General features: G+C 61.7%; 21 protein-coding genes. 7 read left to right on the forward strand and 14 right to left on the reverse strand.

Annotation, left to right across the window (positions count from 1 at the left end; all coding sequences use genetic code 11):
• Positions 1–8: 8 nt before the first annotated feature.
• Positions 9–698, forward strand: coding sequence for an extensin-like domain-containing protein (locus SC318_RS06365; RefSeq protein ID WP_413817611.1), 690 nt, complete (start codon positions 9–11; stop codon positions 696–698).
• Between the two features lie 3 nt (positions 699–701).
• Here SC318_RS06365 and SC318_RS06370 read toward each other — a convergent pair whose 3' ends face one another.
• Positions 702–1,322 carry an energy transducer TonB gene (locus tag SC318_RS06370; RefSeq protein WP_320430091.1) on the reverse strand — a complete coding sequence of 207 codons (621 nt, stop codon included), beginning with the start codon at positions 1,320–1,322 and terminating at the stop codon, positions 702–704.
• Between the two features lie 96 nt (positions 1,323–1,418).
• Here SC318_RS06370 and SC318_RS06375 point away from each other — a divergent pair, with 96 nt between their 5' ends.
• The gene (locus tag SC318_RS06375) at positions 1,419–2,201 is read left to right on the forward strand and encodes a class I SAM-dependent methyltransferase (protein WP_320430092.1); all 783 of its coding nucleotides are present in this window, start codon (positions 1,419–1,421) and stop codon (positions 2,199–2,201) included.
• 205 nt (positions 2,202–2,406) lie between these two features.
• Here SC318_RS06375 and SC318_RS06380 read toward each other — a convergent pair whose 3' ends face one another.
• Positions 2,407–3,042, reverse strand: a complete 636-nt coding sequence (locus tag SC318_RS06380; RefSeq protein WP_320430093.1) for a TetR/AcrR family transcriptional regulator — start codon at positions 3,040–3,042, stop codon at positions 2,407–2,409.
• Positions 3,043–3,135: 93 nt separating this feature from the next.
• On the opposite strand from SC318_RS06380, the gene SC318_RS06385 reads away from it, so the two are divergent.
• Both SC318_RS06385 and SC318_RS06390 read left to right on the forward strand, forming a co-directional pair.
• Positions 3,136–4,236: an efflux RND transporter periplasmic adaptor subunit gene (locus tag SC318_RS06385; RefSeq protein ID WP_320430094.1), complete on the forward strand. Its 1,101-nt coding sequence runs from the start codon at positions 3,136–3,138 to the stop codon at positions 4,234–4,236.
• A gap of 6 nt (positions 4,237–4,242) precedes the next feature.
• A complete protein-coding gene (locus SC318_RS06390) occupies positions 4,243–7,308 on the forward strand; it encodes an efflux RND transporter permease subunit (RefSeq protein WP_320430095.1) in 3,066 nt (1,021 codons plus the stop codon).
• Between the two features lie 513 nt (positions 7,309–7,821).
• Here SC318_RS06390 and SC318_RS06395 read toward each other — a convergent pair.
• The 3 genes from SC318_RS06395 to plsB are packed head-to-tail and all read right to left on the reverse strand — an operon-like array spanning position 7,822 to position 11,491.
• Positions 7,822–8,511 (reverse strand): DUF4197 domain-containing protein, encoded by a 690-nt coding sequence (locus SC318_RS06395; RefSeq protein ID WP_320430096.1) that lies wholly within the window; start codon positions 8,509–8,511, stop codon positions 7,822–7,824.
• A 22-nt stretch (positions 8,512–8,533) separates the two neighbouring features.
• Entirely contained in the window at positions 8,534–8,935 is a 402-nt protein-coding gene (locus SC318_RS06400; RefSeq protein ID WP_320430097.1) for a YbaY family lipoprotein, read from the reverse strand.
• Positions 8,936–8,986: 51 nt separating this feature from the next.
• A complete protein-coding gene (gene plsB / locus SC318_RS06405; RefSeq protein ID WP_320430098.1) occupies positions 8,987–11,491 on the reverse strand; it encodes a glycerol-3-phosphate 1-O-acyltransferase PlsB in 2,505 nt (834 codons plus the stop codon).
• A 180-nt stretch (positions 11,492–11,671) separates the two neighbouring features.
• Here plsB and SC318_RS06410 point away from each other — a divergent pair, with 180 nt between their 5' ends.
• On the forward strand, positions 11,672–11,881 hold the full coding sequence (locus SC318_RS06410) for a cold-shock protein (RefSeq protein WP_065886074.1): 210 nt from the start codon (positions 11,672–11,674) through the stop codon (positions 11,879–11,881).
• A gap of 131 nt (positions 11,882–12,012) precedes the next feature.
• Here the strand turns inward: SC318_RS06410 and SC318_RS06415 are convergent, their stop codons facing one another.
• The 4 genes from SC318_RS06415 to SC318_RS06430 all read right to left on the reverse strand — a co-directional run bounded on the left by SC318_RS06415 (position 12,013) and on the right by SC318_RS06430 (position 17,244).
• Positions 12,013–12,390, reverse strand: coding sequence for a hypothetical protein (locus SC318_RS06415; RefSeq protein ID WP_320430099.1), 378 nt, complete (start codon positions 12,388–12,390; stop codon positions 12,013–12,015).
• Between the two features lie 54 nt (positions 12,391–12,444).
• Complete coding sequence (locus SC318_RS06420) at positions 12,445–13,254, reverse strand: putative RNA methyltransferase (protein WP_320430100.1); 810 nt, start codon at positions 13,252–13,254, stop codon at positions 12,445–12,447.
• Complete coding sequence (dapE, locus tag SC318_RS06425; RefSeq protein WP_320430101.1) at positions 13,254–14,405, reverse strand: succinyl-diaminopimelate desuccinylase; 1,152 nt, start codon at positions 14,403–14,405, stop codon at positions 13,254–13,256. Before dapE ends, SC318_RS06420 begins: the two co-directional genes overlap by 1 nt.
• A gap of 247 nt (positions 14,406–14,652) precedes the next feature.
• On the reverse strand, positions 14,653–17,244 hold the full coding sequence (locus SC318_RS06430) for a glycosyltransferase (RefSeq protein ID WP_320430102.1): 2,592 nt from the start codon (positions 17,242–17,244) through the stop codon (positions 14,653–14,655).
• Positions 17,245–17,461: 217 nt separating this feature from the next.
• On the opposite strand from SC318_RS06430, the gene tcdA reads away from it, so the two are divergent.
• Positions 17,462–18,271 (forward strand): tRNA cyclic N6-threonylcarbamoyladenosine(37) synthase TcdA, encoded by an 810-nt coding sequence (gene tcdA / locus SC318_RS06435; protein ID WP_320430103.1) that lies wholly within the window; start codon positions 17,462–17,464, stop codon positions 18,269–18,271.
• A gap of 187 nt (positions 18,272–18,458) precedes the next feature.
• On the opposite strand, the gene SC318_RS06440 is transcribed toward tcdA, so the two are convergent.
• The 4 genes from SC318_RS06440 to SC318_RS06455 all read right to left on the reverse strand — a co-directional run bounded on the left by SC318_RS06440 (position 18,459) and on the right by SC318_RS06455 (position 21,575).
• Positions 18,459–18,872, reverse strand: a complete 414-nt coding sequence (locus SC318_RS06440; RefSeq protein ID WP_320430104.1) for a SufE family protein — start codon at positions 18,870–18,872, stop codon at positions 18,459–18,461.
• A complete protein-coding gene (locus tag SC318_RS06445) occupies positions 18,869–20,074 on the reverse strand; it encodes an aminotransferase class V-fold PLP-dependent enzyme (RefSeq protein WP_320430105.1) in 1,206 nt (401 codons plus the stop codon). Before SC318_RS06445 ends, SC318_RS06440 begins: the two co-directional genes overlap by 4 nt.
• Before the next feature lie 70 nt (positions 20,075–20,144).
• Entirely contained in the window at positions 20,145–21,179 is a 1,035-nt protein-coding gene (gene dapD / locus SC318_RS06450) for a 2,3,4,5-tetrahydropyridine-2,6-dicarboxylate N-succinyltransferase (RefSeq protein ID WP_320430106.1), read from the reverse strand.
• Between the two features lie 33 nt (positions 21,180–21,212).
• A complete protein-coding gene (locus SC318_RS06455; protein ID WP_017529704.1) occupies positions 21,213–21,575 on the reverse strand; it encodes an ArsC family reductase in 363 nt (120 codons plus the stop codon).
• A gap of 200 nt (positions 21,576–21,775) precedes the next feature.
• On the opposite strand from SC318_RS06455, the gene SC318_RS06460 reads away from it, so the two are divergent.
• Positions 21,776–23,419, forward strand: a complete 1,644-nt coding sequence (locus SC318_RS06460; RefSeq protein ID WP_320430107.1) for a Na+/H+ antiporter — start codon at positions 21,776–21,778, stop codon at positions 23,417–23,419.
• A gap of 51 nt (positions 23,420–23,470) precedes the next feature.
• Here SC318_RS06460 and dapC read toward each other — a convergent pair whose 3' ends face one another.
• Positions 23,471–24,670: a succinyldiaminopimelate transaminase gene (gene dapC, locus SC318_RS06465; protein WP_320430108.1), complete on the reverse strand. Its 1,200-nt coding sequence runs from the start codon at positions 24,668–24,670 to the stop codon at positions 23,471–23,473.
• Positions 24,671–24,756: the final 86 nt, after the last annotated feature.

The raw sequence follows: 24,756 nt of genomic DNA on the forward strand, positions 1-24,756 counted from the left end.
TGCGGTCGATGAGCTTTATCGGTGCCTTGCTGTTGCTTGGCGGTGCTGTCGCCGTGGGCGTATGGCGGGGCTGGGTGCCGTTCCCGGATGAGTGGAACCCCTGGGCGCCGCTGGATGTGCGCGCCAGTCCCAACCTGTTGACGCGCTACAAGCTGGGGCGGCTGCAGGATGATCCGGTTCTGTGCGATCAAGTGCTGAAAACTTCGGGGTTGCGCGTCAGCCGTCAGGCAGACTCGCCCACCGACGCCGCCTGCCCGTTGCGCAACACGCTAAGGGTACAAAGCGCAGAGGTTGGCTTGAGCAGCAGCTTTCTGGCCAGTTGCCCATTGGCCGTGGCATTTGCCTTGTTCGAGCGCCACAGCTTGCAACCGGCCGCTCAGGCGATGTACGGCCAGGCGGTGACGCGAGTCGATCACCTGGGCAGTTTCGCCTGTCGCACTATCTACAACCGCGCCGAAGGCCGACTCAGCCAGCACGCCTCGGCCAATGCACTGGATATCGCCGGGTTTCGCCTGGCCGATGGACGCCGTATCAGTGTGCTCAAGGATTGGCCGGGGGAGGGCAGTGACGCACGGTTTTTGCGTCAGCTGCGCGACGGTGCGTGTAACACCTTCAACGTGGTGTTGAGCCCCGACTATAACGCTGCGCACCGCAACCATTTCCATCTGGATATGGGCCGCTGGTGGGTGTGTCGCTAAGGGTCAGGCGGCCAGGCGCAGGTTGTTGGCGATCAGCGGGCGTGCCCAATAATAGTCAAAATCCAGGGCCTTTTGCTGCTGCGCCAGATCCTGCTCGGTGAACGGGGTCGCTGCCGGTGGCAGCAAGTCGAGTTCGAACTCGGCAATCGGCAGATGCAGAGGGCGCGGCTGTGGTGCCGGGCCGGGTTCAGCCACGGGGTGGCCTGCATTCAGGACAATCGGCCGTACCCAGCCGCTTTCGAAATGCTGCTGGCGTTGCTGGGCGATGATGTCTTCATCAGGGAAGGGCGCTGCTGCGGGTGGCAGCAAGTCAGTCTCGAATTCGGCGATCGGCAGGAACAGCGGTTCAGGCGGGGCGATCTCGGTGTCTTTCACGTCGCACCCACGCTGGGTGAGGATCTGCGCCAACAGATCGGCGCCTTCGCTGGGCTCCACCGCCGGATCTTTCGCTGCAGGCGCCGTGGCGGCAAGCGCGCCCGGCGTGGCGCCGAGCTGCTCGGCCAGGGCGCGGGCGAAGAAGTCCTGCCACACATGGCTCACCCCGGCCAGCGCTTGAGTATTGCGCAGGCCGTAGTGGTTGTGGGTCGGCAGTACACCGATGGTTAGGGGGAGAATGTCTGACATTTTTCTCGGTCGACGCTCAGCTCTGGCAAAATACCTGACTGTTGTTTTTATCGGCCGCGGTTTGCCGATCCTTAATATTTTTGAGCGTAGCGATTGATGAGCGAACAACCAGCGGCCAGCCGCATTCGGGTCGAGGCTTTGGCCGAAGGATTCCAGGCCCGCGCCGAGCAGTGGGCGGCGCTGCTTGGCTTGCCTTTACAACTCGATGAAGCGGATTTTTCCCTGCAAGTCGGAGAACAAGGCCTGCAGCTGCAACAGCTCGGGCCTGACGCGCCGGGGCCGGTACGGGTCGACTTTATCGAAGGCGGCGCGGCGCACCGGAGATTGTACGGCGGCGGCAGTGGGCAGATGATCGCCAAGGCTGTGGGCATCGCCCAAGGCGTTCGCCCGCGCGTGCTCGACGCCACGGCGGGTCTTGGCAAGGACGCTTTTGTGCTGGCCAGCCTGGGGTGTGACATGAGCCTGATCGAGCGTCAGCCGCTGATCGGCGCCTTGCTTGAAGACGGCCTGGCGCGCGCTGCACAGGATTTCGAAGTGGCGCCGATCGTGGCGCGGATGAAGCTGCTCAAGGGCAACTCCATCGACGTGATGCTCAATTGGCAGGGCGAGCCGCCGCAGGTGATCTATCTTGACCCGATGTTCCCGCATCGTGAGAAAACGGCATTGGTGAAGAAGGAAATGCGCCTGTTCCGGCCGCTGGTGGGGGATGACCCGGACGCACCGGCACTGTTGGCGGCCGCCCTGGCCTTGGCCAGCCACCGTGTGGTGGTCAAGCGCCCGCGCAAGGCGCCGTGCATCGAGGGGCCCAAGCCGAGCCATGCGCTGGACGGCAAGTCCAGTCGCTATGACATTTATCCTAAGAAAGCACTCAAGCCTTAAGCTGCAAGCTGCAAGCTTGATCGTTCCCACGCTCCGCGTGGGAATGCAGCCTGCGACGCTCCGCGTCGCGCCAACCGCTGCAGATTTACAGGTGACGCAGAGCGTCACGGGCGGCATTCCCACGCGGGAGCGTGGGAACGATCTGGCAACGATCTGGCAGCGGGTTAACTTGCCGCGATAGCGCCAGCCCAGGCGGCGCAAGGCTTCATGGACGGTAAGCCCGCATGAACAAGCCCACCACCTCCTGCACATGCGCTTCGGCGTCCGCCTCGCTCAATTGCCCGCCGCAGCCATACAGCAGGCGAAAGTTCGCCGTGCCTTTGAGCAGACAAAAGAAGTGCTCGGCTGCCTTGAAGGGCTTGTCGATGCTCAACGCGCCAGTCTGATCGATCCGGCCGAGCAGACGCTCCATGCCCTGCAGCATGCGCATCGGCCCTGCTTCAAAGAAGATCTGTGAAAGTTTCACGTCCTGATTGCCGGTGGTCATCATCAGGCGATGCAGGTTCACCGATTCCTCGCTGTTGATCAGCCGATGGAACCCGCGTGCGATGTTCAGCAGTACGGTGTGCACAGGCATGGCTTCTGGCAGCTCGAAGTACATGACCGGCAACTGTTCCTCGCACTTGGCGACGACGGCGGCAGTGAACAGGGTTTCCTTGTCCGTGAAGTGGCTGTAGACGGTCAGTTTCGACACGCCCGCTTCCAGCGCCACGGCGTCCATGCTGGTGCTTGCATAGCCATTGCTCAAAAACAGAATTTTCGCGGCTTCGAGAATCGCCTGGCGTTTTGCCATGTCCTTGGGGCGCCCGGGGCTATTGGTGTTTACAGGATTGTCGGACATTTTCACCTTTAATACTGGACTGGTGAGTTTGGTATTAATAACATACCGGCCAGTATAATAATTCCTAGCTTCATTTGCGAAAGGTCCTACAGCATGCGCAGCACTTTCCTGCCCTTTGCGTTGCCTGTCAGTCTGGTTTTCCTGTTAGCCGCTTGCGGCCACGAGGAAGCGGCTCAAACCACCGTCCGCCCGGCCATGGTGGTGCAACCCCAGCCTTCGGCGCAGGCAATGGACAGCTACCCGGGCGAAGTGCGCGCCCGTTATGAGCCGGACCTGGCCTTTCGCATCGCTGGCAAAGTCAGCAAGCGCCTGGTGGAGGAGGGCGAGCGGGTCAAGGCCAACCAGCCACTGGCAGAGCTCGACCCACAGGATGTGCGCCTGCAGCTGGAAGCCACCCGTGCCCAAGTAGCCGCCGCCGATGCCAACCTGAGCCTGGTGCGTGCCGAACGTGACCGCTACAAGACCCTGATGGACCGTCAGATGGTCAGCCGGTCCCAGTACGACAATTCCGAAAATCTTTATCGATCAGGTGTTGCACGCCTCAAGCAGATCAAGGCTGAGTTCGAGGTGTCCAGCAACCAGGCCGGCTACGCTGTGCTGCGCGCCCCCCAGGACGGCGTCGTCGCCAAGCGTGCGGTGGAAGTGGGCCAGGTCGTCTCCGCGGGCCAGACCGTGTTCACCCTGGCCACCGATGGCGAGCGTGAAGTATTGATCAGCCTGCCCGAGCAAGGTTTCGCTCGCTTCAAGGTCGGCCAGCCGGTGTCGGTTGAGCTGTGGAGCCAGCCGGATCAACGCTTTGCCGGGCGCATCCGCGAACTCTCGCCCGCCGCCGATCCGAAGTCGCGCACCTTCGCCGCACGGGTGGCTTTCACGGGGGGCAAAACGGCGGCGGAGCTCGGCCAGAGTGCCCGCGTATTCATACAGGCCGACGGCGTGATTGCCCTGTCGGTGCCGCTGTCGGCCCTCAGTGCGCAGGACGGCGCGTCCTACGTCTGGCGCGTGGCACCCGACAATACCCTCAAGCGCACACCCGTGCGCGTCGGCGCGTTTGGCGAGAAGACCGTGCCGGTACTCGAAGGCCTGGCGCCCACTGACTGGGTGATCGCCGCGGGTGTGCACGTGCTGCATGAGGGCCAGCAAGTGCGGCCGGTGGATCGCACCAACCGCGTGGTGAATCTGGCGGCGAAGGAGTAGTCCCCGATGGGTTTCAATCTTTCCGAATGGGCGTTGCGTAATCGCCAGATCGTACTGTTCCTGATGATCCTGCTGGCGGTGGTCGGCACCTTGTCCTACACCAAGCTGGGGCAAAGCGAAGACCCGCCCTTTACCTTCAAGGCCATGGTGATCAAGACCAACTGGCCGGGCGCCACGGCCCAGGAAGTCTCACGTCAGGTCACCGAGCGCATCGAGAAAAAGCTGATGGAAACGGGCGAGTACGAGCGCATCGTCTCGTTTTCGCGCCCAGGTGAGTCTCAAGTCACCTTCATTGCTCGCGACTCCATGCACTCGGCGCAGATTCCCGAGCTGTGGTACCAGGTGCGCAAGAAGATCAGCGATATTCGCCAGACCTTGCCGCCGGATATCCAGGGGCCGTTTTTCAACGATGAGTTCGGCACCACGTTCGGCAATATCTACGCCTTGACTGGTGACGGTTTCGACTACGCCGTGCTCAAGGACTACGCCGACCGTATCCAGATTCAGCTGCAACGGGTGCCGGATGTGGGCAAGGTCGAGCTGCTTGGCCTGCAGGACGAAAAAATCTGGATCGAACTGTCCAACCTCAAGCTCGCCACCCTCGGCCTGCCATTGGCCGCTGTGCAGCAGGCCTTGCAGGAGCAGAACGCGGTGTCGACCGCCGGTTTCTTTGAAACCCCGACCGAACGGGTGCAGTTGCGGGTATCCGGCAATTTCAAGACCGTGGAAGAGATTCGCAACTTTCCTATTCGGGTTGCGGAACGCACCTTCCGCATTGGCGATGTGGCCGAGATTCACCGGGGCTTCAACGACCCACCGGCACCGCGCATGCGTTTCATGGGGGCTGACGCTATCGGACTGGCCGTGGCCATGCGTGATGGCGGCGACATCCTGGTGCTGGGCAAGGCGCTGGAAAACGAATTCGCACGATTGCAGAAGAATCTTCCGGCAGGCATGGAGCTGCGCAAGGTCTCGGACCAACCGGCAGCGGTGAAAACCAGTGTCGGCGAATTCGTCCAGGTGCTGGCTGAAGCGTTGGCGATTGTGTTGCTGGTGAGCTTCTTTTCCCTGGGCGTACGCACCGGCATGGTGGTGGCCCTGGCGATTCCGCTGGTGCTGGCGATGACCTTCGCCACCATGTATTACCTCGGCATCGGCCTGCACAAGATTTCCCTGGGCGCGCTGGTATTGGCCCTGGGCCTGCTGGTCGATGACGCGATCATCGCCGTGGAAATGATGGCGATCAAAATGGAGCAGGGGTACGACCGGCTCAAGGCCGCGAGTTTCGCCTGGACCAGTACCGCATTCCCAATGCTCACCGGTACGTTGATCACCGCTGCGGGCTTCTTGCCGATTGCCACGGCGCAATCGAGTACCGGTGAGTACACCCGTTCGATCTTTCAGGTGGTGACCATTGCATTGCTGGCCTCATGGGTCGCCGCAGTGGTATTTGTGCCTTACCTGGGCGAAAAGCTGCTGCCGGACCTGGCGAAGATTCATGCCGCCAAACACGGCTCGGATCGGCCTGATCCCTACGGCACGCCCTTCTACCAGCGTGTCAGGCGTCTGGTGGAGTGGTGCGTGCAACGGCGCAAGACGGTGATCGTCCTGACCCTGCTGCTGTTTATCGGCTCGGTTGGGCTGTTTCGTTTCGTGCCGCAACAGTTCTTCCCGGCCTCGGGTCGCCTGGAATTGATGGTCGACCTGAAACTGGCCGAAGGCGCGTCGTTGAGCAACACGGCCGAGCAAGTCAAACGCCTCGAAACCCTGCTCAAGGGACACGCCGGCATCGATAACTACGTGGCCTATGTGGGCACCGGTTCGCCGCGTTTCTACCTGCCCCTCGACCAGCAACTGCCGGCCGCCAGCTTTGCGCAATTTGTGGTGTTGGCACCCACCATCGAAGAACGCGAAAGCCTGCGCACCTGGCTGATCGAAACGCTGAACGAACAGTTTCCCGACCTGCGTTCGCGCGTTACCCGCCTGGAAAACGGCCCACCCGTGGGCTACCCCGTGCAGTTTCGCGTGACCGGTGAGCACATCGAAGAAGTCCGCGCCCTGGCGCGCAAAGTCGCGATCAAGGTTCGCGAAAATGCTCACGTGGTCAATGTGCATCTGGACTGGGAAGAACCGAGCAAAATCGTCTACCTGAATATCGACCAGGACCGCGCCCGCGCGCTGGGCGTAAGCACCGCCAACCTGTCGAAGTTCCTGCAAAGCTCCCTGACCGGCTCCACGGTCAGCCAGTACCGCGAAGATAACGAGTTGATCGAAATTCTCCTGCGCGGCACCGTCCATGAGCGCACCGAATTGTCGCGGCTGTCCAGCCTGGCCGTGCCGACCGATAACGGTAAAAGTGTGGCGCTGTCGCAGATTGCCACCCTTGAGTATGGCTTTGAAGAAGGCATCATCTGGCACCGTAACCGCCTGCCTACGGTGATCGTGCGCGCCGATATCTACGGCAAGGAGCAACCTGCCACGCTGGTCCAGCAGATCCTGCCGACCCTCGAAGGCGTGCGCGCCGAGTTGCCTGACGGCTATTTGCTGGAAGTCGGTGGTACCGTCGAAGACTCGGCGCGCGGCCAGAACTCGGTGAAAGCCGGCGTGCCATTGTTCATCGTGGTGGTGCTGACCTTGCTGATGTTGCAACTGCGCAGCTTCTCACGCACCGCGATGGTGTTTCTGACGGCACCCTTGGGCTTGATCGGCGTGACCCTGTTCCTGCTGGTATTTCGTCAACCCTTTGGTTTCGTGGCGATGCTCGGCACCATCGCGCTGTCGGGGATGATCATGCGCAACTCGGTGATCCTGGTCGATCAGATCGAACAGGACATCAAGGCGGGGTTGACGCCCTGGCAGGCGATCATCGAAGCGACGGTGCGGCGCTTCCGGCCGATCGTGCTCACGGCACTCGCCGCGGTACTGGCCATGATTCCCCTGTCGCGCAGTGTGTTCTTCGGGCCGATGGCGGTGGCGATCATGGGCGGGCTGATTGTGGCGACCGCGTTGACCCTGTTGTTTCTGCCGGCGTTGTACGCGGCCTGGTTCAGGGTCAGGAAGGAGGTTGGGTGATGGGTCGATACCACGCGCAGTTGGGTTACGAGCTGAAGCAAATAGCCACGCAGCCATGTGGAACGCCCACGGCTGCTACTCCACTCAGAGATGCCTGATGAACAGGCAGCAGCCTCGGTATCGCTGTTGGGCGACCGGCGCTGTTTCATTGAGCTTATGGAGTTTCATATGTCGTTTTTTACCGCAATTGCGGCTTTCAAAGGGGCGTTTCTCGGGGCCTTGCTGGGCGGCCATCTGCCGCGCCATGAAGAAGTTAGTTCCAAGCCGTACAGGTCTGACCATAGCTACTCAGGTCATCACCCTCATGGACCTCGTTATGGCCATACTCAACCCGCCAAGCTGCATCATGGTCGGCCTTACCCGTCCCATCCGACGTTCAATGAACATCAGCCTCACACCAGGATTTTGTACTCGCTTTTTCGTTGAGTCATTAGGCTTCGTGGCTTGAAACCCCTGCGCCAAGGCCCTTTGCAAGCAGCCTTGGCGCAGTAGTTGAGCGGTGTCGTCGAGGATTTACAGCGCGCCAAACACCTTCTTTGCCAAGCTGGTGGCGGCTGCTGCCGGATTCTGGCGAATCGTCTCTTCCTGCTGCGCGATCATCTTGAACAAGCCATCCAGCGCCTGTTCGGTCACGTAGTTTTCAACATTGGCGCTTTTGGCGTCCACTGCGCCAAACGCAGCCGCCTTGCCGGCGAGGGCGTTGTACTGCTGGGCCACGCCAACCTTGTCGGTGGCCGCCTTGACGATGGGCAGGAACTTGGCGCGGATCTGCTCGCGGCTGCTCTTGTCCAGGTACTGGGTGGCGGAGTCCTGACCGCCGCTGAGAATGCCTTTGGCATCGGTCACGCTCATGTTTTTCACGGCATTGACCAGAATCGGCTGGGCCTGGGTAACGGCGGTTTCCGCGGCTTTGTTCATGCTGGTTTCCAGCTGGGTGACCTGATCGCCCATGCCGAACATCTTCAGCTTGTCAGCGACCTTGCCCAGCTTCCCCGGCAGGCCGATCTTCACTTCAGGGTTATTGCTGAAGCCACCGGGCGTTCCCAGTTGTTTCACGGCGATCTGTGCGCCCTGGGTCAAGGCGTCCTTGAGGCCGCCGCTGGCGTCGCCCTGGGACAGGCTGCCAAGGTCCAGCGCCATGGCGTTGGCGCCCAGCAGCAGGCCGGCGAACAGGGCAGTGAGGCGAAGAGGGTGACGGAGCATGTGCGCTTCCTTGTGGTTGAATTCAGTGGGCTACAGCGTCGACGCGCAAGCGCAGTGGCTGTTGATCCTGGCCGTTGAGCTGCACGGCGTGCCGTTCAGTGGTGATGAACAGTAGCTTGCCATCCACTTCGATGCGAGCGCTGACCGAATAGCTGTGGCCGGGCTTGACCTGCGCCGGGTCATAGCTCAGGTGAAACGGCAGCGGTACCTGGCCTTTGACCGGGCCTTTCTGTTCGGCCAGGACCACGGCGGGGGCGTCCATCAGCGATACGTCCTGCAGGCTGACGCTCAAGGTGGCGGCAGGCGGCAGGGCGATGCGTTGCAGGTAGAACACTTCGCCGTCGAGGCTGGCCTTGGGTGCAGGGGTCATGGATTGGCAGGCTCCGAGCAAGGCGGTGAGGCCCAGGAGGATGATCTTTTTCATGGTGCTGCTCCTTTTCAACGGCGCCGGAAACTGCCCGGCGCCTTGTTCAATCTAGCGGGTTTGCGCAGGTTCCACCGCTTGCTCGGCCGCGCCATCGACGCGATGCAACGCGACCTGGCGGATCGACAGGCGAATGTCCGCCGGCAGTACCCGTTTGGCCGCGCCTTCAGCCAGCTCGCCGAGCAGGTCGTGGTAGCTCAGCTTGCCGGCTTCATCGCGGCGCAGCACATCTTGCTCCAACAAGGTCTGGATGAAATGTCGGAATAGGCTCTTGTCGAAGAATTCCGGGGCATTGAGGCCGTGCAGGATCGACAGCCGCTGTGCCATGATCGTGCACAGGTCTTCCAGCTCTTCGGCGCTGATGCTGTTCTGGCCGCTGTTGAGCAGCAGCGAAATGGCCATGTAGAAGCGCTGCAGGGTCTGGGCGATGCTTTTTGACAGCAGCGTCAGCAGCACAAAATGCCGCGAGCTCGGCGCCGGGCGCAGGTACACGTTGTTTTCAAAGCGCAGCAGGCCCTGTTCGACAAACGCGTCCAGCCATTGGTCGACCACGGTATCCAGATCCTCCAGTGACCAGCGGATAAACAACTCCGATTGCAGGTACGGATACAGCGCCTGGGTGTAGCGCAGGATCTGTTCGCGGCTCATGCGCGAACTGCTCTGGAAGAAGCTCGCCAGCAGCGCCGGCAGGGCGAAGATGTGCAATACGTTGTTGCGGTAATAGGTCATCAGGACGGCGTTTTGCTCATCCAGATAGACGATTTTGCCCAGGGCATCGCTCTGTTCCGACAGCAGATTCATGTCCTTGACGTGCTTGATCAGGGCGAGGCCATCGCCGTCCGGCAGGGTGGTATGCGGTGAATAGGGCACACGGCGCAGCAGCGCCAGGTACAGGTCCAACTGGCGGGCCATGGCTTGTTCATCCAGGGCCAGGCGTGTGGTCGACAGCAGCGCCAATGCCACCAGGTTCACCGGGTTCACCGCTGCGGCTTCGTTCAGATGGCGCGCCACCTGTTCGCCCAGGCGGTGGGTGGTTTCATTCAGCCACGCCGGCTTGTAGTTCGGGCCCAGTTCCTGAGCGCGCCAATCCGGTTGCTCGTTGTCGAGGAATTCCGCCAGCTTGATCGGCTCGCCGAAGTTGACCGCGACCTGGCCGAAGCGCTGCTTGAGCGCGCCCACCACTTTGAAAATATCGAAAATCGACTCTTTCTTCTTGCTCGCACCACGCAGTTCGCCGAGGTAGGTACGACCTTCCAGCACGCGTTCATAGCCGATGTACACCGGCACGAACACGATAGGCATGCGCGAAGAGCGCAGGAAACTGCGCAGGGTGATCGCCAGCATCCCGGTTTTGGGCTGCAGCATGCGCCCCGTGCGCGAGCGTCCGCCTTCGACGAAGTACTCGACGGGGAAGCCTTTGGTAAACAGGGTGTGCAGGTATTCGTTGAACACCGAGGTGTACAGCGGGTTGCCCTTGAAGGTGCGGCGCATGAAAAACGCACCGCCACGGCGCAGCAGGCTGCCGATCACGGGCATGTTCAAGTTGATGCCGGCGGCAATGTGCGGCGGGGTCAGGCCGTTCTTGAACAGCAGGTAGGAAAGCAGCAGGTAGTCGATATGGCTGCGGTGGCACGGTACGTAGATTACTTCGTAGCCCTGCGCAACCTGTTGCACGCCCTCGATGTTGTTGATCTTGATGCCATCGTAGATCTTGTTCCAGAACCAGCTCAGCACCACTTCCAGGAAGCGGATCGCGGTGTAGGTGTAGTCCGAGGCGATCTCGTTGCCATAGCGCAGGGCCAGGGCCTTGGCTTTCTCCGGCGAGATTTTTTCACGCTCGGCTTCATCGGCGATGGCTTGGCGCACCAACGGCATGTTCACCAGGCCCTTCACCAGATTGCGGCGGTGCGACAGGTCGGGGCCGATCACGGCGGTCTTCAGGTTACGAAAGTGCACACGCAGGATGCGCTGGGCCATCCTTACGGTGCGTTCGTGCCCTTTATTGTGCTCGATCAATTCACGCAGATTGATGGGCGCGGAGAATTGCACGCGCGTCTTGCGACCGAGGATCAGGATGCTCAACAACCGGCGCAAGCGCCCGGTGACCGCCCAGCTGTCGGCGAACAGCAGTTTCCAAGGGCTGGACTCACTTTCAGGCGACTGGCCCCAGAACACGCTGACCGGAATGATTTGTGCATTCTCTTCGGCATGTTCGGTGAGGGTGTTGACCAGGCGCGTCAGAGTTGGCGGTGCGCCGCGCTTGTCCTGGCGACCGAGCCAGTCCGGGTCCGGCGTCAGGTAAAAGAACGCCGCGGGTTCCATCAACGGGCCGACCGATACCGGCAGCACCGGGCGCGGCAGGCCGGCCCTGGTGCACTCGGCGTCGACCACGGCCAGTTCGGTCAGGGAGGGCGATTGCAGGACATAGAACACCGGCCGGCTGCGGTCCAGGTTAAGGGTTAGGGACGACTGGTTGATCGTCTCCGAGCGAACCCAGAGGTACAGCAGTCGACGCAAGGTGCCGAACACCAGGCGACGGAACGGGGAGCGGGTCATAGGCGAGCTGCTTCAAGTGGGAATAAACCGGGCAGATGCTCGGGCAGGTAGTGTGCCGTATTCGCCGAAAATCGGCAAAAAAGCGGCGATGTAAAGTTGGGTTGATGGTTTTTGAACCTGTCTTATACTCGGCAGTTCAACCTCAGCGACTCAATAATAAAAACCAGTGGGAGTGAACAGATGACAACGCGCGAAACCGGCAATGTGAAGTGGTTCAACGATGCCAAGGGCTATGGCTTTATCCAGCGTGAAGATGGCAAGGACGTGTTCGTGCACTACCGCGCCATTCGCGGTGACGGTCACCGTTCGTTGGCCGAAGGCCAGCAGGTGGAGTACGCCGTGGTGACCGGCGAGAAGGGGCTGCAGGCCGAGGATGTGGTGGGTCTTTAAGACCACCGCTGGAACCCTGTGGGAGGGGGCTTGCCCCCGATAGCGGCGGATCAGTCGATTTATTCAGCGACTGACACTCAGCAATCGGGGGCAAGCCCCCTCCCACATTTGATTGGGTTCGCAGCTCGGAATCAGGCGGTTTTCCAGGTGATCTGTTCTTCACCGTCGGCGCTGATGCGAATCCAGGTGTCGGCGCTTTCCTCGCCTTCTTCCTCGACCCAGGTCCCCGGTGCGCAGCGCACTTCAACGTTCAGTGCGGCAAACGCGGCGCGGGCGCAGGCGATGTCGTCGTCCCATGGAGTCTGGTCGCTTTCCAGAAACAGGCTGTTCCACTTGCCGACGGCTTTTGGCAGCCAGGTCACCGGCACGTTGCCGGCTTTGCACTTGTAGGTCTGGCCCTTCTGGACCCAGTCGGTGCAAGGGCCCAGGGCGGCGCCCAGCCAGGCGGCGATGGCCTTGTGGTCGACGTCGGCGTCCTTCAGGTAAATCTCAATATCGGGTTGGCGCATGGATGTTCCTCGTCGCGGGATTCGAAAATCCATTCGCGGGTACTGAAAAGTCGGTTATTGAAGCACGAAATAATCGTAGCGCATCGACACGGTGACCTGCAGCGGCTCGGCGGCTTCGATCACCTCGTTGCGGCGCTCGGCGCTGGCGCGCCAGCCGTGAGGGGTCATGGCCAGCAGATTGGCGCGGTCCTTGGGTTCGGCCAGGCTCAGGGTGAACTCCAGGGTTTCGCTGTGGGCCAGGCTCATGCCATCCGGCACCAGCGCCAAGTGTTTGTCGTCGGTGTACTCGCGCACTTCATCGTACAAGCGCTCGCGCAATTCCATCAGATGGCCGCGGGTGGGGCCGACCTTCATCAAGCCGCCACCTGGGCTGAGCAGGCGCTTGGCTTCCTGCCAGTCCAGCGGGCTGAACACGCTGGCGAGAAACTGGCAACTGGCGTCGGCCAATGGGATGCGGGCCATGCTGGCGATCAACCAGGTCAGCGCGGGGTTGCGCTTGCATGCCCGCTTGACCGCTTCCCTGGAAATATCCAGGGCGTAGCCGTCGGCGTGGGGCAGGGCGTCGGCGATCTGCGCGGTGTAGTAACCCTCGCCACAGCCGATGTCCACCCAGCGTTGCGGTTTGCGTTCAGCGGCCAGCTCGGCCAGGCGCTGAGCCACAGGGGCGTAGTGCCCGGCATTGAGAAAATCGCGGCGCGCCTCGACCATCGCCAGGTTATCGCCCGGGTCGCGGCTGTTCTTGTGCTGCACCGGCAGCAGGTTCAGGTAACCCTGGCGTGCGCGGTCGAAACGGTGCCCGGCGGGGCACGCCACGCCGTTGTCCACCGGATTGAGCGGGGCGCTGCAAAGGGGGCAGGCGAGCATCAGGCGAGCAACTTGATCAGGGTCTGATAGTAGATTTCGGTCAACACATCGAGGTCGCTGGCAAGGATGCGCTCGTTGACCTGATGGATCGTCGCATTCACCGGGCCCAGCTCGACCACTTGCGTGCCCAGGGTCGCGATGAAGCGACCATCCGAGGTGCCGCCGCTGGTGGACGCCTGGGTCTCACGACCGGTGATCGCCTTGATGCTGGCCGAGACCGCGTCGAGCAGTGCGCCCGGCTCGGTGAGGAATGGCAGGCCCGACAGCGCCCAGTCCACATGCCAGTCCAGGCCGTGTTTATCCAGGATCGCGGCCACCCGTTGCTGCAAGCCTTCCACGGTGGATTCGGTGGAAAAACGGAAGTTGAACACCGCCGTCAGGTCGCCGGGAATCACGTTGGTGGCGCCGGTACCGGAATTGAGGTTGGAGATCTGGAAGCTGGTCGGCGGGAAGAAGGCGTTGCCGTCGTCCCAATGCTCGGCAGCGAGCTCGGCCAATGCCGGTGCGGCCAGGTGGATCGGGTTCTTCGCCAGGTGCGGATATGCCACGTGGCCTTGCACACCGCGCACGGTCAGCGTAGCGCCGAGGGAGCCACGGCGGCCATTCTTGACCACGTCACCCACCAGGGTTGTACTCGACGGTTCGCCGACGATGCACCAGTCCAGGCGCTCCTTGCGCGCGGCCAGACGTTCGATCACGGCCTTGGTGCCATGGTGCGCCGGGCCTTCTTCGTCGCTGGTGATCAGGAAGGCCACCGAGCCCTTGTGGTCCGGGTAGTCGGCGACAAAACGCTCCGCCGCCACCAGCATCGCCGCCAGGCTGCCTTTCATGTCCGCCGCGCCACGGCCGCACAGCATGCCGTGTTCGTCGATCAGTGCGTCGAACGGATCGTTCTGCCAGGCCTGCACCGGGCCGGTCGGCACCACGTCAGTGTGGCCGGCAAAACACAGCACCGGGCCTTCGTGCTTGCCATGGGTCGCCCAGAAGTTATCCACGTCGAAGATGCGCATTGGCTCGAGCGCAAAACCGGCGTCGCCCAGGCGCTGCATCATCAGCTTCTGGCAATCGGCGTCGATCGGAGTGACCGACGGGCGACGGATCAGGTCGATGGCAAGTTGAAGGGTCGGCGAAAGGTCGGCATGGGCCGTCATGGGAAAACTCCGGAAAGCGTGTAATGGGCGCAGGACGAATGTGCTGAAACGGCGCAGATTCAATGTGGGAAGGGGCTTGCCCCCGACGGCGGTTTATCAGCAAAAAATTAGCTGACTGACACGCTGCTATCGGGGGCAAGCCCCCTCCCACATAAAGCAATCGGTGCTTGCCTGATCCAACAAAACGGCCGTTATCTTATAGCAAAACGGCGACCAGAGGCCGCCGTTTAGTGGATTGCGCAAGTTTTTACGCCGCGGGTGCGGGCTCAGCCTTCGCCGCAGGTTTGGGCAGTGAAGACAGGAACGCCATGATCAGCGCCGCCACATACGGCAGCGACTGCACCAGCAGCATCACCACCCAGAAGCGCATGTCATTGCTCGGCAGGCCCTGCACCAGGTAGATCCCCAGCGCCGCGCCCCACAACAGCAGCATGATGAACATCTCTTCGCGGGCTTCGGAAATGGCTACCCAGAAGCCGTGGTTATCGGCGTTTTTCGGCGTGCGAAAGAACGGAATGCTGGTGGTGAAGAAGCCATACAGCACCGCCTTGGCAATGGTGTGCGACAACGCCAGGCCGGCCAGCGCCGCGCAAAATGCATCCTTGAGGTTGACTCCGACCGCACGGCGGTAGAGGAAGATGATCTTGCCCACCTTGAACACGAACAGCGCCAACGGCGGGATGGCGAAGATCAGCAACGGCGGATCGACACGGGTCGGCACGATGACCATCGCCGCCGACCACAACAGCGCGCCGACGGTGAAGAAGATGTTCATGCCATCGGCCACCCACGGCAGCCAGCCCGCGAGGAAGTGATAGCGCTGGCCACGGGTCAGCTCAGTGTCCTTGCCGCGCAGCAGGCTGGCGGTGTGGCGCTTGATGATCTGAATCGCGCCATAGGCCCAGCGGAAACGCTGTTTCTTGAAGTCGATAAAGGTATCGGGCATCAGGCCTTTGCCGTAGCTGTCGTGGTAATACGCCGCCGACAAGCCTTTTTCGAACACGCGCAGGCCCAGTTCGGCGTCTTCACAGATGCACCAGTCGGCCCAGCCCAGCTCTTCGAGCACCGAGCGACGGGTCATGGTCATGGTGCCGTGCTGGATGATCGCGTCGCGGTCGTTACGGGTGACCATGCCGATATGGAAGAAGCCTTTATATTCCGCATAGCAGAGCTTCTTGAAGGTGCTTTCGTTCTGGTCGCGGTAATCCTGTGGCGACTGCACCACGGCGATTTTCGGGTCGGCGAAGTGCGGCACCATGTGCTTGAGCCAGTTGGGCGAGACGCAGTAGTCGGAGTCGATCACCGCGATCACTTCGGCGTCCTTGGCGGTGTGCGGAATCAGGTAGTTCAGCGCGCCGCCCTTGAAACCGGCCAGTGGCGCGACGTGGAAGAACTTGAAACGCGGGCCCAGGGTTTGGCAGTAGTCGCGCACCGGTTCCCATACCGCCGGGTCCTTGGTGTTGTTGTCGATGATCAGGACTTCGTAGTCCGGGTAATCGAGTGCGGCCAGGGCGTCGAGGGTCTGTTTGACCATTTCCGGCGGCTCGTTGTAGCACGGCACGTGGATCGACACTTTCGGGCGGTAGTCCGATTCCCCTTCTACCGGCAGGAATTCACGCCGGCGCTTGTGAGTCCACACCGCTTCGGCCAGTTCGTGGGCTTCGGTCAACAACACGATGAATACGCCCATGGCACCCAGCGCCAGCAAGAAACCGACGGTCAGGCTGAACCAGGTGCTGTATTGCTGGCTGTAGTCGTAGCCGATCCATACCAGCACCGAGCCGCACAGGAACGCGATAAACGTCAGGAAGGTACGGCCGCGCTGGCGCAAGGCCGAACCGTCGATCATTAACAGGGTCAGCGACAGCAGGGCCAGTACCACCGAGCCGATCGCCAGCACGCGCCATTGCGGAATGGCGACCACCGGCCCTTCAAAGTTGAATTTTTGCTGGCGCGCGGCGTTGTACACGCCCCAATAGGCGCCGGCAGAACCTTCATCGCTGACTTTCCACGGTTGGTCGAAGGCTTCGATCACAAAATAGTTGAAGCCTTGGCGATTGAGCTTGTTCACCAGCGTGCGCAGGTAAATCGCCTGGTCCGCCGGGGACGATTCATTGCCGCCGCGCATGCGCCCGTTACTTGGCCAGCCAACCTCCGACAACAGCAGCGGCTTTTTCGGGAACATCTTCTTCAGGTCCCGGGCGCGGTCGAGTACGTACTGGCCGGCCTTGTCCATCGGAATGAATTCCCAGAACGGCAGGATGTGCGCGGCGATCAGGTCGACGTGCTTGGCCAGTTGCGGGTTCTTTTCCCAGATGTGCCATTGCTCGGAGGTGGTCACCGGCACTTTCACAGCGGCGCGCACCCGGTCCAGCAGCACGATCAGCGCCTCTGGGGTGATTTCTTCACGGAACAGCGCCTCGTTACCCACCACCACCCGCACAACGCTGCGCGAGCTGTTGGCGATCTCGATGGCGCGCTGGATTTCGCGTTCGTTGCGCTCAAGATCGGGGCTGATCCAGATACCCAGGGTCACCCGCAGGCCGAACTCTTCCGCCAGCTTGGGGATATCGCCCAGGGTGCCGTCGACCGAGTAGGTACGGATGTTGTCCGTCAGCTTGCTCATGATCTCGAGGTCGCGACGCATCTGGTCGTCGCTCGGGTATTGGTTTTTCTGTGGATACTGGCCTTGCTGGAACGGCGAGTAAGAAAACCCGGAGATCTGTTCAGGCCAGTTGGGGGTAGTGACCGGGCGGTTGATCAGCGCCCAGAAGCCAGTGAACAGTGCGGCAATAGCCAGCACCACCACCAGGTTGAGTCCAAATTTACGCGATGACATGGCGATTTCGGGTTCCAAAGGGTGTGGAACGAAAAGAGGTGTCGGCCTGCGCCGAACGGCGCGCATCCTACACCGGCCTTTCCCTGAGCGTACAGCAGACAGAGAAAAGCCGGACGTTAGTCCGCGAATGTTCACCTAAGTTCTTTACTTGTAACTTGTAGCTTAAAACTTGCCGCTGCGTAGCCCATAATGCGCGCCGGTTTTTGGGGTAATGGTCATGAGCACAGAAGATCCACGGTTTGCAGGCGTTGCCCGCTTGTATGGCATTGAAGGCCTGGAACGCTTGAAAGCGGCCCATGTGGCGATCGTCGGCGTTGGCGGCGTGGGCTCGTGGGCGGCGGAAGCCATCGCCCGCTGCGGGGTGGGCGAGATTTCGCTGTTTGACCTGGATGACGTCTGCGTCAGCAACAGCAACCGCCAGTTGCATGCGCTGGACAGCACCGTGGGCAAACCCAAGGTCCAAGTGATGGCCGAACGTCTGCGCGGCATCAACCCGGCGTGCACGGTGCATGCGGTGGCGGATTTCGTGACGCGCGACACCATGGCCGAGTACATCACCCCGAACATTGATTGCGTGATCGACTGCATCGACGCGGTCAACGCCAAGGCGGCGCTGATTGCCTGGTGCAAACGCCGCAAGATCCAGATCATTACCACCGGTGGCGCCGGCGGGCAGATCGACCCGACGCTGATCCAGGTGTGTGACCTGAACCGCACCTTCAACGATCCGCTGGCCTCGAAAGTGCGCTCCACGTTGCGCCGCGACTATGGTTTCTCACGCACCGTGACCCGTCATTACAGCGTGCCGTGCGTGTTTTCCACCGAGCAACTGCGCTACCCCAAGCCCGATGGCAGCATCTGTTTGCAGAAGAGTTTTGTCGGCGACGGCGTCAAGCTCGATTGTGCCGGTGGCTTTGGCGCGGTGATGATGGTGACGGCCACGTTCGGCATGGTGGCGGCCACCAAGGCGGTGGACAAGATCGTGGCGGGGGTGCGCCGGCCGTCGGAGCGGGTCAAGCCCGCCTGAATCGAAGCATGTTGTTCAGCCCAAAATGTGGAAGGGGCCTTGCCCTAATGCCAGTCAGTTAAGCGAAAGCGGTTCAATGTAGGAGCGAGCTTGCTCGCGAAAAACGCCTAGGCAACGCGTTCATTCTGGATAAACGCGGGGGCCCTGAGTTCTTCGCGAGCAAGCTCGCTCCTACAGTGAACCAATTTCAGTTTTGGGTCTGGCTCAGGGAACGCATGCGCTGCAGCACCGCATTGAGGCCATTGCTGCGTGACGGTGAGAGCTGGCGCGACAAGCCCAGTTGATTGAACCACTCAGGCAGGTCAACCGCCTGCAACTGCGCAGCCGACAACCCATTGACCCGTGCCAGCAACAACGCCACCAGCCCACGAATCATCCGCGCCTCGCTGCTGGCGGCAAACTGCCAGTGACCGTCCTCTAAGCGTCCCACCAACCACACCAGGCTTTCGCAGCCGTGCACCAGATTGGCGTCGACCTTGTCGGCCTCCGTCAGAGCCGGCAGCCGCTCGCCCCATTGCATCAACAGGCGTGCGCGTTGCTCCCAGCTGCCTATGGCCTGGAACGCTTGCAGTGCGGCCACCGCGTCCGTCGGCAAGCTCATCGCAACATATCCAGCGCCTGGTCCAGTGCTTCAAAGAAACGCTCCAGGTCGTCGGAGTCGTTGTACAGCGCCAGGGACACGCGGATCGCCCCCGACAACTGCAGCGCCTTGAGCAACGGCATCGCACAGTGATGACCGGCACGCACGGCAATCCCCTGTTCGGTCAGCAAGTGGGCGAGGTCGGCGTTATGCACGCCCTCGACCACAAAGCTGACCAACGCCACCTGCGGCGCGCCCAATACGTGCACGCCGTTGCGCGCCTTCAAGCCGCGCAGCAGATAATCGTGCAGCGCCGCCTCGTGCCTGACCACCGCCTGTTGATCCAGCGAAGTCAGGTAGTCGAGCGTCGCGCCCAGGCCGATCACACCGGCAATTGGCGGCGTTCCCGCTTCAAAACCCAGCGGGGCAGGGCGGAAGCTGGCGCTGTGGTAATCGGCCTGCTGCACCATCTCGCCGCCGAACTGCCAGTGGCGCAGGTGATGCAAGGCTTCATGGCGGCCGTATAACACGCCGACCCCGTCCGGGCCGTACAGCTTGTGGCTGGAAAATACGTAGAAGTCGCAGCCCAGGGCCTGCACGTCGTGGCGGCCGTGGACGATGCCTTGGGCGCCGTCGATCACCGTCAGTGTGCCGTGGGTGCGGGCCAGCCCGAGCAAGGCATCGAGCGGTTGCCAGGCGCCGAGTACGTTGGATAGCTGGCTTACCGCCAGCAGTCGGGTACGCGGGCCGATCAGCCGTGCGGCGGCCTCAAGGTCAATCACACCGTCAGCCTCCAGTGGCAATACCACCAGGGTCAGTGCGCGACGTTTGGCCAGTTGCTGCCAGGGCAGCAGGTTGGCGTGGTGTTCCAGGGCGCTGATGGCAATCTCATCGCCCGCATTGAATAAGTGCTCCAGGCCATAGGCCAGGAGGTTCAGCGCAGAGGTTGCGCCGTGGGTAAACACCACCTGCCCGCTGTCGCCCGCATTCAACCACTGCATCACCTTGCTGCGACTGTCTTCAAACGCCTGGGTCGCGTGGGCACCCGGCAGATGCTGGGCACGGTGCACATTGGCTGCGCCATTGGCGTAGTAATGGCTGATTGCATCCAGCAGGGCTTGGGGTTTTTGCGTGGTGGCGGCGTTGTCCAGGTAGGTCTGGTCCTGGCGTTGCAGGGTGGCGATGGCTGGGAAATCAGCACGCCAGGGGGAGGGCACAAGCATGATGTTCAAGACTCGTATAAGCGAGCCGCACCCTGAAGGTGCGGCTCGCTGGGCGGCATCGAGTGGCTGCTTAGTTGTGAGCGTGCAGCGTTTCGTTCAGTTCGATGGCCGATTTGTGGGTTTTGCACTCCACGGCACCGGTCTCGGAGTTGCGACGGAACAGCAGGTCCGGCTGGCCCGCCAGTTCACGCGCCTTGACCACTTTGACCAGTTGGTTCTTCTCGTCCAGCAAGGCGACCTTGGTGCCGGCGGTGACGTACAGGCCGGACTCCACGGTGTTGCGGTCGCCCAGCGGGATACCGATACCGGCGTTGGCGCCGATCAGGCAGCCTTCGCCGACCTTGATCACGATGTTACCGCCACCGGAGAGCGTGCCCATGGTCGAGCAGCCGCCGCCCAGGTCCGAACCCTTGCCGACGAACACGCCAGCCGATACGCGGCCTTCGATCATGCCCGGGCCTTCGGTGCCGGCGTTGAAGTTGATGAAACCTTCGTGCATGACGGTGGTGCCTTCGCCCACGTAGGCACCCAGGCGCAGGCGGGCGGCGTCAGCGATACGCACGCCGCTCGGCACCACGTAGTCGGTCATTTTCGGGAATTTGTCCACCGAGAACACTTCCAGCAGATCGCCGCGCAGGCGCGCTTCCAGCTGGCGTTCGGCCAGTTCAGCGATATCGATGGCGCCCTGGCTGGTCCAGGCCACGTTCGGCAGCTGCGGGAACACACCGGCCAGGTGCAGGCCGTGAGGCTTGACCAGGCGATGGGACAACAGGTGCAGCTTGAGGTAGGCCTCAGGCGTGGAGGTCAGCGCGGCATCTTCGGCCAGCAAGGTCGCCACCAGCGGGGTATGGCTTTCAGCCAGACGGCTGAGCAGGGCGGCCTGGGCGGAATCGACGCCTTTGAGCGCGTCGGCCAGTTGCAGGGCCTGGGTGACGGTGAAGGTAATCGCCTGGTTGCCTTCGGTGTAACCGAGGATCGGCGCAATGGCCGCGACGATGTCAGCCGACGGGTTGAGCAGGGGTTGTGCGTAAAACACTTCCAGCCAAGCACCTTGGCGGTTCTGAGTGCCGACGCCGAAGCCCAGGCTGAACAGGGAATTGGACATGCTGTTACCTCTACAAAAATGGAAAAGGCTGACCTACTTGAGGGCCGCCGAATAACTCTCTGGCTTGAAGCCAATCAGGGTTCTGTCACCGAGATCGAGCACCGGGCGCTTGATCATCGAGGGTTGTGCGAGCATCAATTCAATGGCTTTCGACTGATCGAGATCGGCTTTGCGTTCGTCTTCGAGTTTGCGAAAGGTGGTGCCCGCACGGTTCAAAACCACCTGCCAACCGTGCTCGTTGCACCATTGGGTCAAGTGTTCGCGGTCGATACCGGCCGTTTTGTAATCATGGAACTCATAGCTCACAGCGTGCTCATCAAGCCAGGTGCGCGCCTTTTTCATGGTGTCGCAGGCTTTGATGCCGAAAAGGTGCAAGGTTTTGCTTGAAGCAGTCAAGGAATTGCCCCCCTTTGGACGAATGAAAAATGAAAGATCGCGGATTATGCCACGCTCAGCGCGTTTCGGCGCCGCCCGTCAGCAGGGTGCGACTTTTGTGCAAAAGCCAAGGCGCAGCATAGACGCCTAATATGGCACTTCAACGGACACATGTTGCCTGATGTGTGTCGTTGCAAGTCGATTGTCTGGGAAACTGCGTTATGCAAACCGCCTACACCGTTCTTATCCTGCTGATGCTGGTCAGCGTTTCGCGTCTGGTCGGGCGCATCATTCCCCTCCCGCTGCCACTGGTGCAGATTGGCGCCGGGGCCCTGCTGGCCTGGCCCACGCTGGGGCTGCACGTGGCGCTGGACCCGGAGCTGTTCCTGTTTCTGTTCCTGCCACCGCTGCTGTTTTCCGATGGCTGGCGCATGCCCAAGCGTGAGTTGTGGCGCTTGCGCGGGCCGATTCTGACGCTGGCCGTAGGGCTGGTGCTGTTCACTGTGGTCGGCGCGGGTTATCTCATTCACTGGATTGTGCCGGCGATTCCGTTGCCGGTGGCCTTCGCCCTGGCCGCCGTGTTGTCGCCGACGGATGCCGTGGCGGTGTCGGCGATTTCCCAGAACCGCTTGCCCACGCCCTTGATGCACATGCTTCAGGGTGAGGCCTTGATGAATGACGCGTCGGGCCTGGTGACCTTCAAGTTTGCCCTGGCTGCCGCCCTGACCGGGGTGTTTTCCCTGGCTGATGCCAGCCTGACCTTTGTCTTGGTCGCCGTGGGCGGGCTCGCGGTGGGTGTGGCGTTGAGCTGGCTGGTGGGTCGTCTGCGCGCCTGGATGATCGCACGAGGTTGGGATGACCCGGCCACCCACGTGGTATTCATGTTGCTGCTGCCGTTCGCTGCCTACGTCCTGGCGGAACGCCTGGGGGCGTCGGGCATTTTGTCGGCGGTGGCGGCGGGCATGATGCAGAGCTGGCTGGACCTGCTGCCGCGTCAAACCAGTACGCGGCTGCTCAATCGCAGTGTCTGGTCGCTGCTGGAGTTTGCGTTCAATGGCCTGATCTTTCTGCTGCTGGGCCTGCAGCTGCCGGACATCATCAAGGCAGTGGTGAGCCATGAGACCACGGTGTGGCCGACCTTGATGTATCGCTGCCTGGACGTGATCGCGATTTTTGTGGTGCTGGTGGTGTTGCGCTTTATCTGGGTGCAGAGCATTTGGCGGCTGTCAGGCCTGCTGCGTCGCGTGCGTGGCAAACCCGAGCTGACCCTGGTGCCTACGGCACGCTCCTGCTGGTTGCTGACGGTGGGCGGCGTGCGCGGTGCGGTGACATTGGCGGGCGTGATGTCGGTGCCATTGCTGCTGGCGCCGGGCCAGGCTTTTCCGGAGCGCGACCTGCTGATCTTCATCGCGGCCGGGGTCATCCTGTTGTCATTGGTGGCCGCTTGTATCGCGCTGCCGCTGCTGCTTCGCGGCATCGAAAAGAGCCCCGATGAGAAGCGTCACCGAGAGGTCCGCGAAGCCTGGAAAAAAACCGCTGTGGCGGCGATCCATGCGCTGGAGGCCGAAGAGCCTGATGAAGGCGCACTACCGGACGCGGCTCAAGCGGCGTTGGCCACTGAGCTCAAAGCGCGGTTGATGTCGGAATATCGCCACCAGCTCGAGGTATTCAACGATTCCGCCGAAGCCCAGGCACTGGCGCTGCAGATGGATAAGTTGGAACGCAAGCTGCGGCTCAAGGGGCTGCGCGCGCAGCGGCTGGAATTGTATCGTTTGAGCCGTCAACACCAGATTGGCGATGACGTGTTACGCGAGGTCCTGGCGGATCTGGACATGAGTGAAGCGAACCTGGGCAGCGTCAAGTAGTTCTGCTTTCGCTCGACGGCCGCCCCCACGGTGTGGGAGCGGCTTGGAACCTTAAGCGCGGCGCTGGATGAAATCGCGAATCCGCTCAGCCGCTTCGACGCATTCGGCCAGCGGCGCAACCAATGCCAGGCGCACACGCCCGGCGCCTGGATTGAAGCCGTCCACTTCACGGGACAGGTAAGAGCCCGGTACTACCGTCACGTGTTCTTCCACGAACAAGTCACGGCAGAACGCCGCATCGTCCCCATTCACATTCGGCCACAGGTAAAAGCCGCCGTCCGGGCTTTGCACATCCAGCACCGGCTTGAGGATTGCCAGCACCGCGTCAAACTTCTCGCGATACAGGTCACGGTTGGCCAGTACGTGTGCTTCGTCTTGCCAGGCGGCGATGCTGGCCAGTTGGGTTTGCACTGGCATGGCGCAACCGTGGTAGGTGCGATACAGGAGGAACGCCTTGAGAATCTCTGCGTCGCCAGCCACGAAGCCCGAACGCAGGCCTGGCAGGTTGGAACGCTTGGACAGGCTATGGAAGACCACGCAACGCTTGAAGTCCTGGCGACCCAGTTCGACACAGGCGCTCAGCAGGCCCGGCGGCGGGGTTTGCTCGTCGAAGTAGAGTTCGCTATAGCACTCGTCGGCGGCGATCACGAAATCGTACTCGTCGGCCAGGGCGATCAGCTTTTTCAGGGTGGCGACTGGAATCAGCGCGCCGGTCGGGTTGCCCGGGGAGCACAGGAACAGGATCTGGCAGCGTTTCCAGATGTCCGGCGATACGGCATCGAAGTCCGGATTGAAACCATTGCTGTCCAGGCACGCCAGGTAATGCGGCTTGGCACCGGCGAGGAACGCGGCGCCTTCATAGATCTGGTAGAACGGGTTCGGGCTCACCACCAGCGCGTCGTCACCGCGATTGACCACGGTCTGGGTAAAGGCGAACAGTGCCTCGCGCGTGCCATTGACCGGCAGAATATTGCGCGCCGGGTCCAGCCAGCCGCCAGGTACGTTGAAGCGGCGCTCGCACCAGGCGCCAATGGCCTCGCGCAGTGCAGGGGTGCCCAACGTGGTCGGGTACACCGCCATCTGGTCCAGGTTATTGCTCAGCGCCTCGGCCACGAACCTTGGGGATGTGTGCTTGGGCTCGCCAATCGACAGTGCAATCGGGCGTTTGTCCGGGTTCGGGGTGACACTGCCGAGCAGGGCGCGCAGTTTCTCGAACGGGTAGGGCTGCAACTGGTTCAGGGCGTTGTTCATCGAAAGTCTCGTCAAGTTCAGTTGTCGGCACGCAGTCTGGTTGCCGGCGAAATTCAATGTGGGAGGGGGCTTGCTCCCGATTGCGT

This window comes from Pseudomonas sp. MUP55, from assembly GCF_034043515.1.
Lineage (GTDB): Bacteria > Pseudomonadota > Gammaproteobacteria > Pseudomonadales > Pseudomonadaceae > Aquipseudomonas.

Excerpts from the sequence above, each read along its gene's own strand:
- tcdA (WP_320430103.1), top strand. The coding sequence starts at position 17,462 with ATGAGCACAGAAGATCCACGGTTTGCAGGCGTTGCCCGCTTGTATGGC.
- SC318_RS06415 (WP_320430099.1), bottom strand. The coding sequence starts at position 12,390 with ATGCGCCAACCCGATATTGAGATTTACCTGAAGGACGCCGACGTCGAC.
- dapE (WP_320430101.1), bottom strand. The coding sequence starts at position 14,405 with ATGACGGCCCATGCCGACCTTTCGCCGACCCTTCAACTTGCCATCGAC.
- dapD (WP_320430106.1), bottom strand. The coding sequence starts at position 21,179 with ATGTCCAATTCCCTGTTCAGCCTGGGCTTCGGCGTCGGCACTCAGAAC.
- SC318_RS06370 (WP_320430091.1), bottom strand. The coding sequence starts at position 1,322 with ATGTCAGACATTCTCCCCCTAACCATCGGTGTACTGCCGACCCACAAC.
- SC318_RS06445 (WP_320430105.1), bottom strand. The coding sequence starts at position 20,074 with ATGCTTGTGCCCTCCCCCTGGCGTGCTGATTTCCCAGCCATCGCCACC.
- SC318_RS06380 (WP_320430093.1), bottom strand. The coding sequence starts at position 3,042 with ATGTCCGACAATCCTGTAAACACCAATAGCCCCGGGCGCCCCAAGGAC.
- SC318_RS06460 (WP_320430107.1), top strand. The coding sequence starts at position 21,776 with ATGCAAACCGCCTACACCGTTCTTATCCTGCTGATGCTGGTCAGCGTT.
- SC318_RS06395 (WP_320430096.1), bottom strand. The coding sequence starts at position 8,511 with ATGCTCCGTCACCCTCTTCGCCTCACTGCCCTGTTCGCCGGCCTGCTG.
- SC318_RS06375 (WP_320430092.1), top strand. The coding sequence starts at position 1,419 with ATGAGCGAACAACCAGCGGCCAGCCGCATTCGGGTCGAGGCTTTGGCC.
- SC318_RS06420 (WP_320430100.1), bottom strand. The coding sequence starts at position 13,254 with ATGCTCGCCTGCCCCCTTTGCAGCGCCCCGCTCAATCCGGTGGACAAC.
- SC318_RS06400 (WP_320430097.1), bottom strand. The coding sequence starts at position 8,935 with ATGAAAAAGATCATCCTCCTGGGCCTCACCGCCTTGCTCGGAGCCTGC.
- SC318_RS06440 (WP_320430104.1), bottom strand. The coding sequence starts at position 18,872 with ATGAGCTTGCCGACGGACGCGGTGGCCGCACTGCAAGCGTTCCAGGCC.
- SC318_RS06365 (WP_413817611.1), top strand. The coding sequence starts at position 9 with ATGAGCTTTATCGGTGCCTTGCTGTTGCTTGGCGGTGCTGTCGCCGTG.
- plsB (WP_320430098.1), bottom strand. The coding sequence starts at position 11,491 with ATGACCCGCTCCCCGTTCCGTCGCCTGGTGTTCGGCACCTTGCGTCGA.
- SC318_RS06390 (WP_320430095.1), top strand. The coding sequence starts at position 4,243 with ATGGGTTTCAATCTTTCCGAATGGGCGTTGCGTAATCGCCAGATCGTA.
- SC318_RS06430 (WP_320430102.1), bottom strand. The coding sequence starts at position 17,244 with ATGTCATCGCGTAAATTTGGACTCAACCTGGTGGTGGTGCTGGCTATT.
- dapC (WP_320430108.1), bottom strand. The coding sequence starts at position 24,670 with ATGAACAACGCCCTGAACCAGTTGCAGCCCTACCCGTTCGAGAAACTG.
- SC318_RS06385 (WP_320430094.1), top strand. The coding sequence starts at position 3,136 with ATGCGCAGCACTTTCCTGCCCTTTGCGTTGCCTGTCAGTCTGGTTTTC.
- SC318_RS06410 (WP_065886074.1), top strand. The coding sequence starts at position 11,672 with ATGACAACGCGCGAAACCGGCAATGTGAAGTGGTTCAACGATGCCAAG.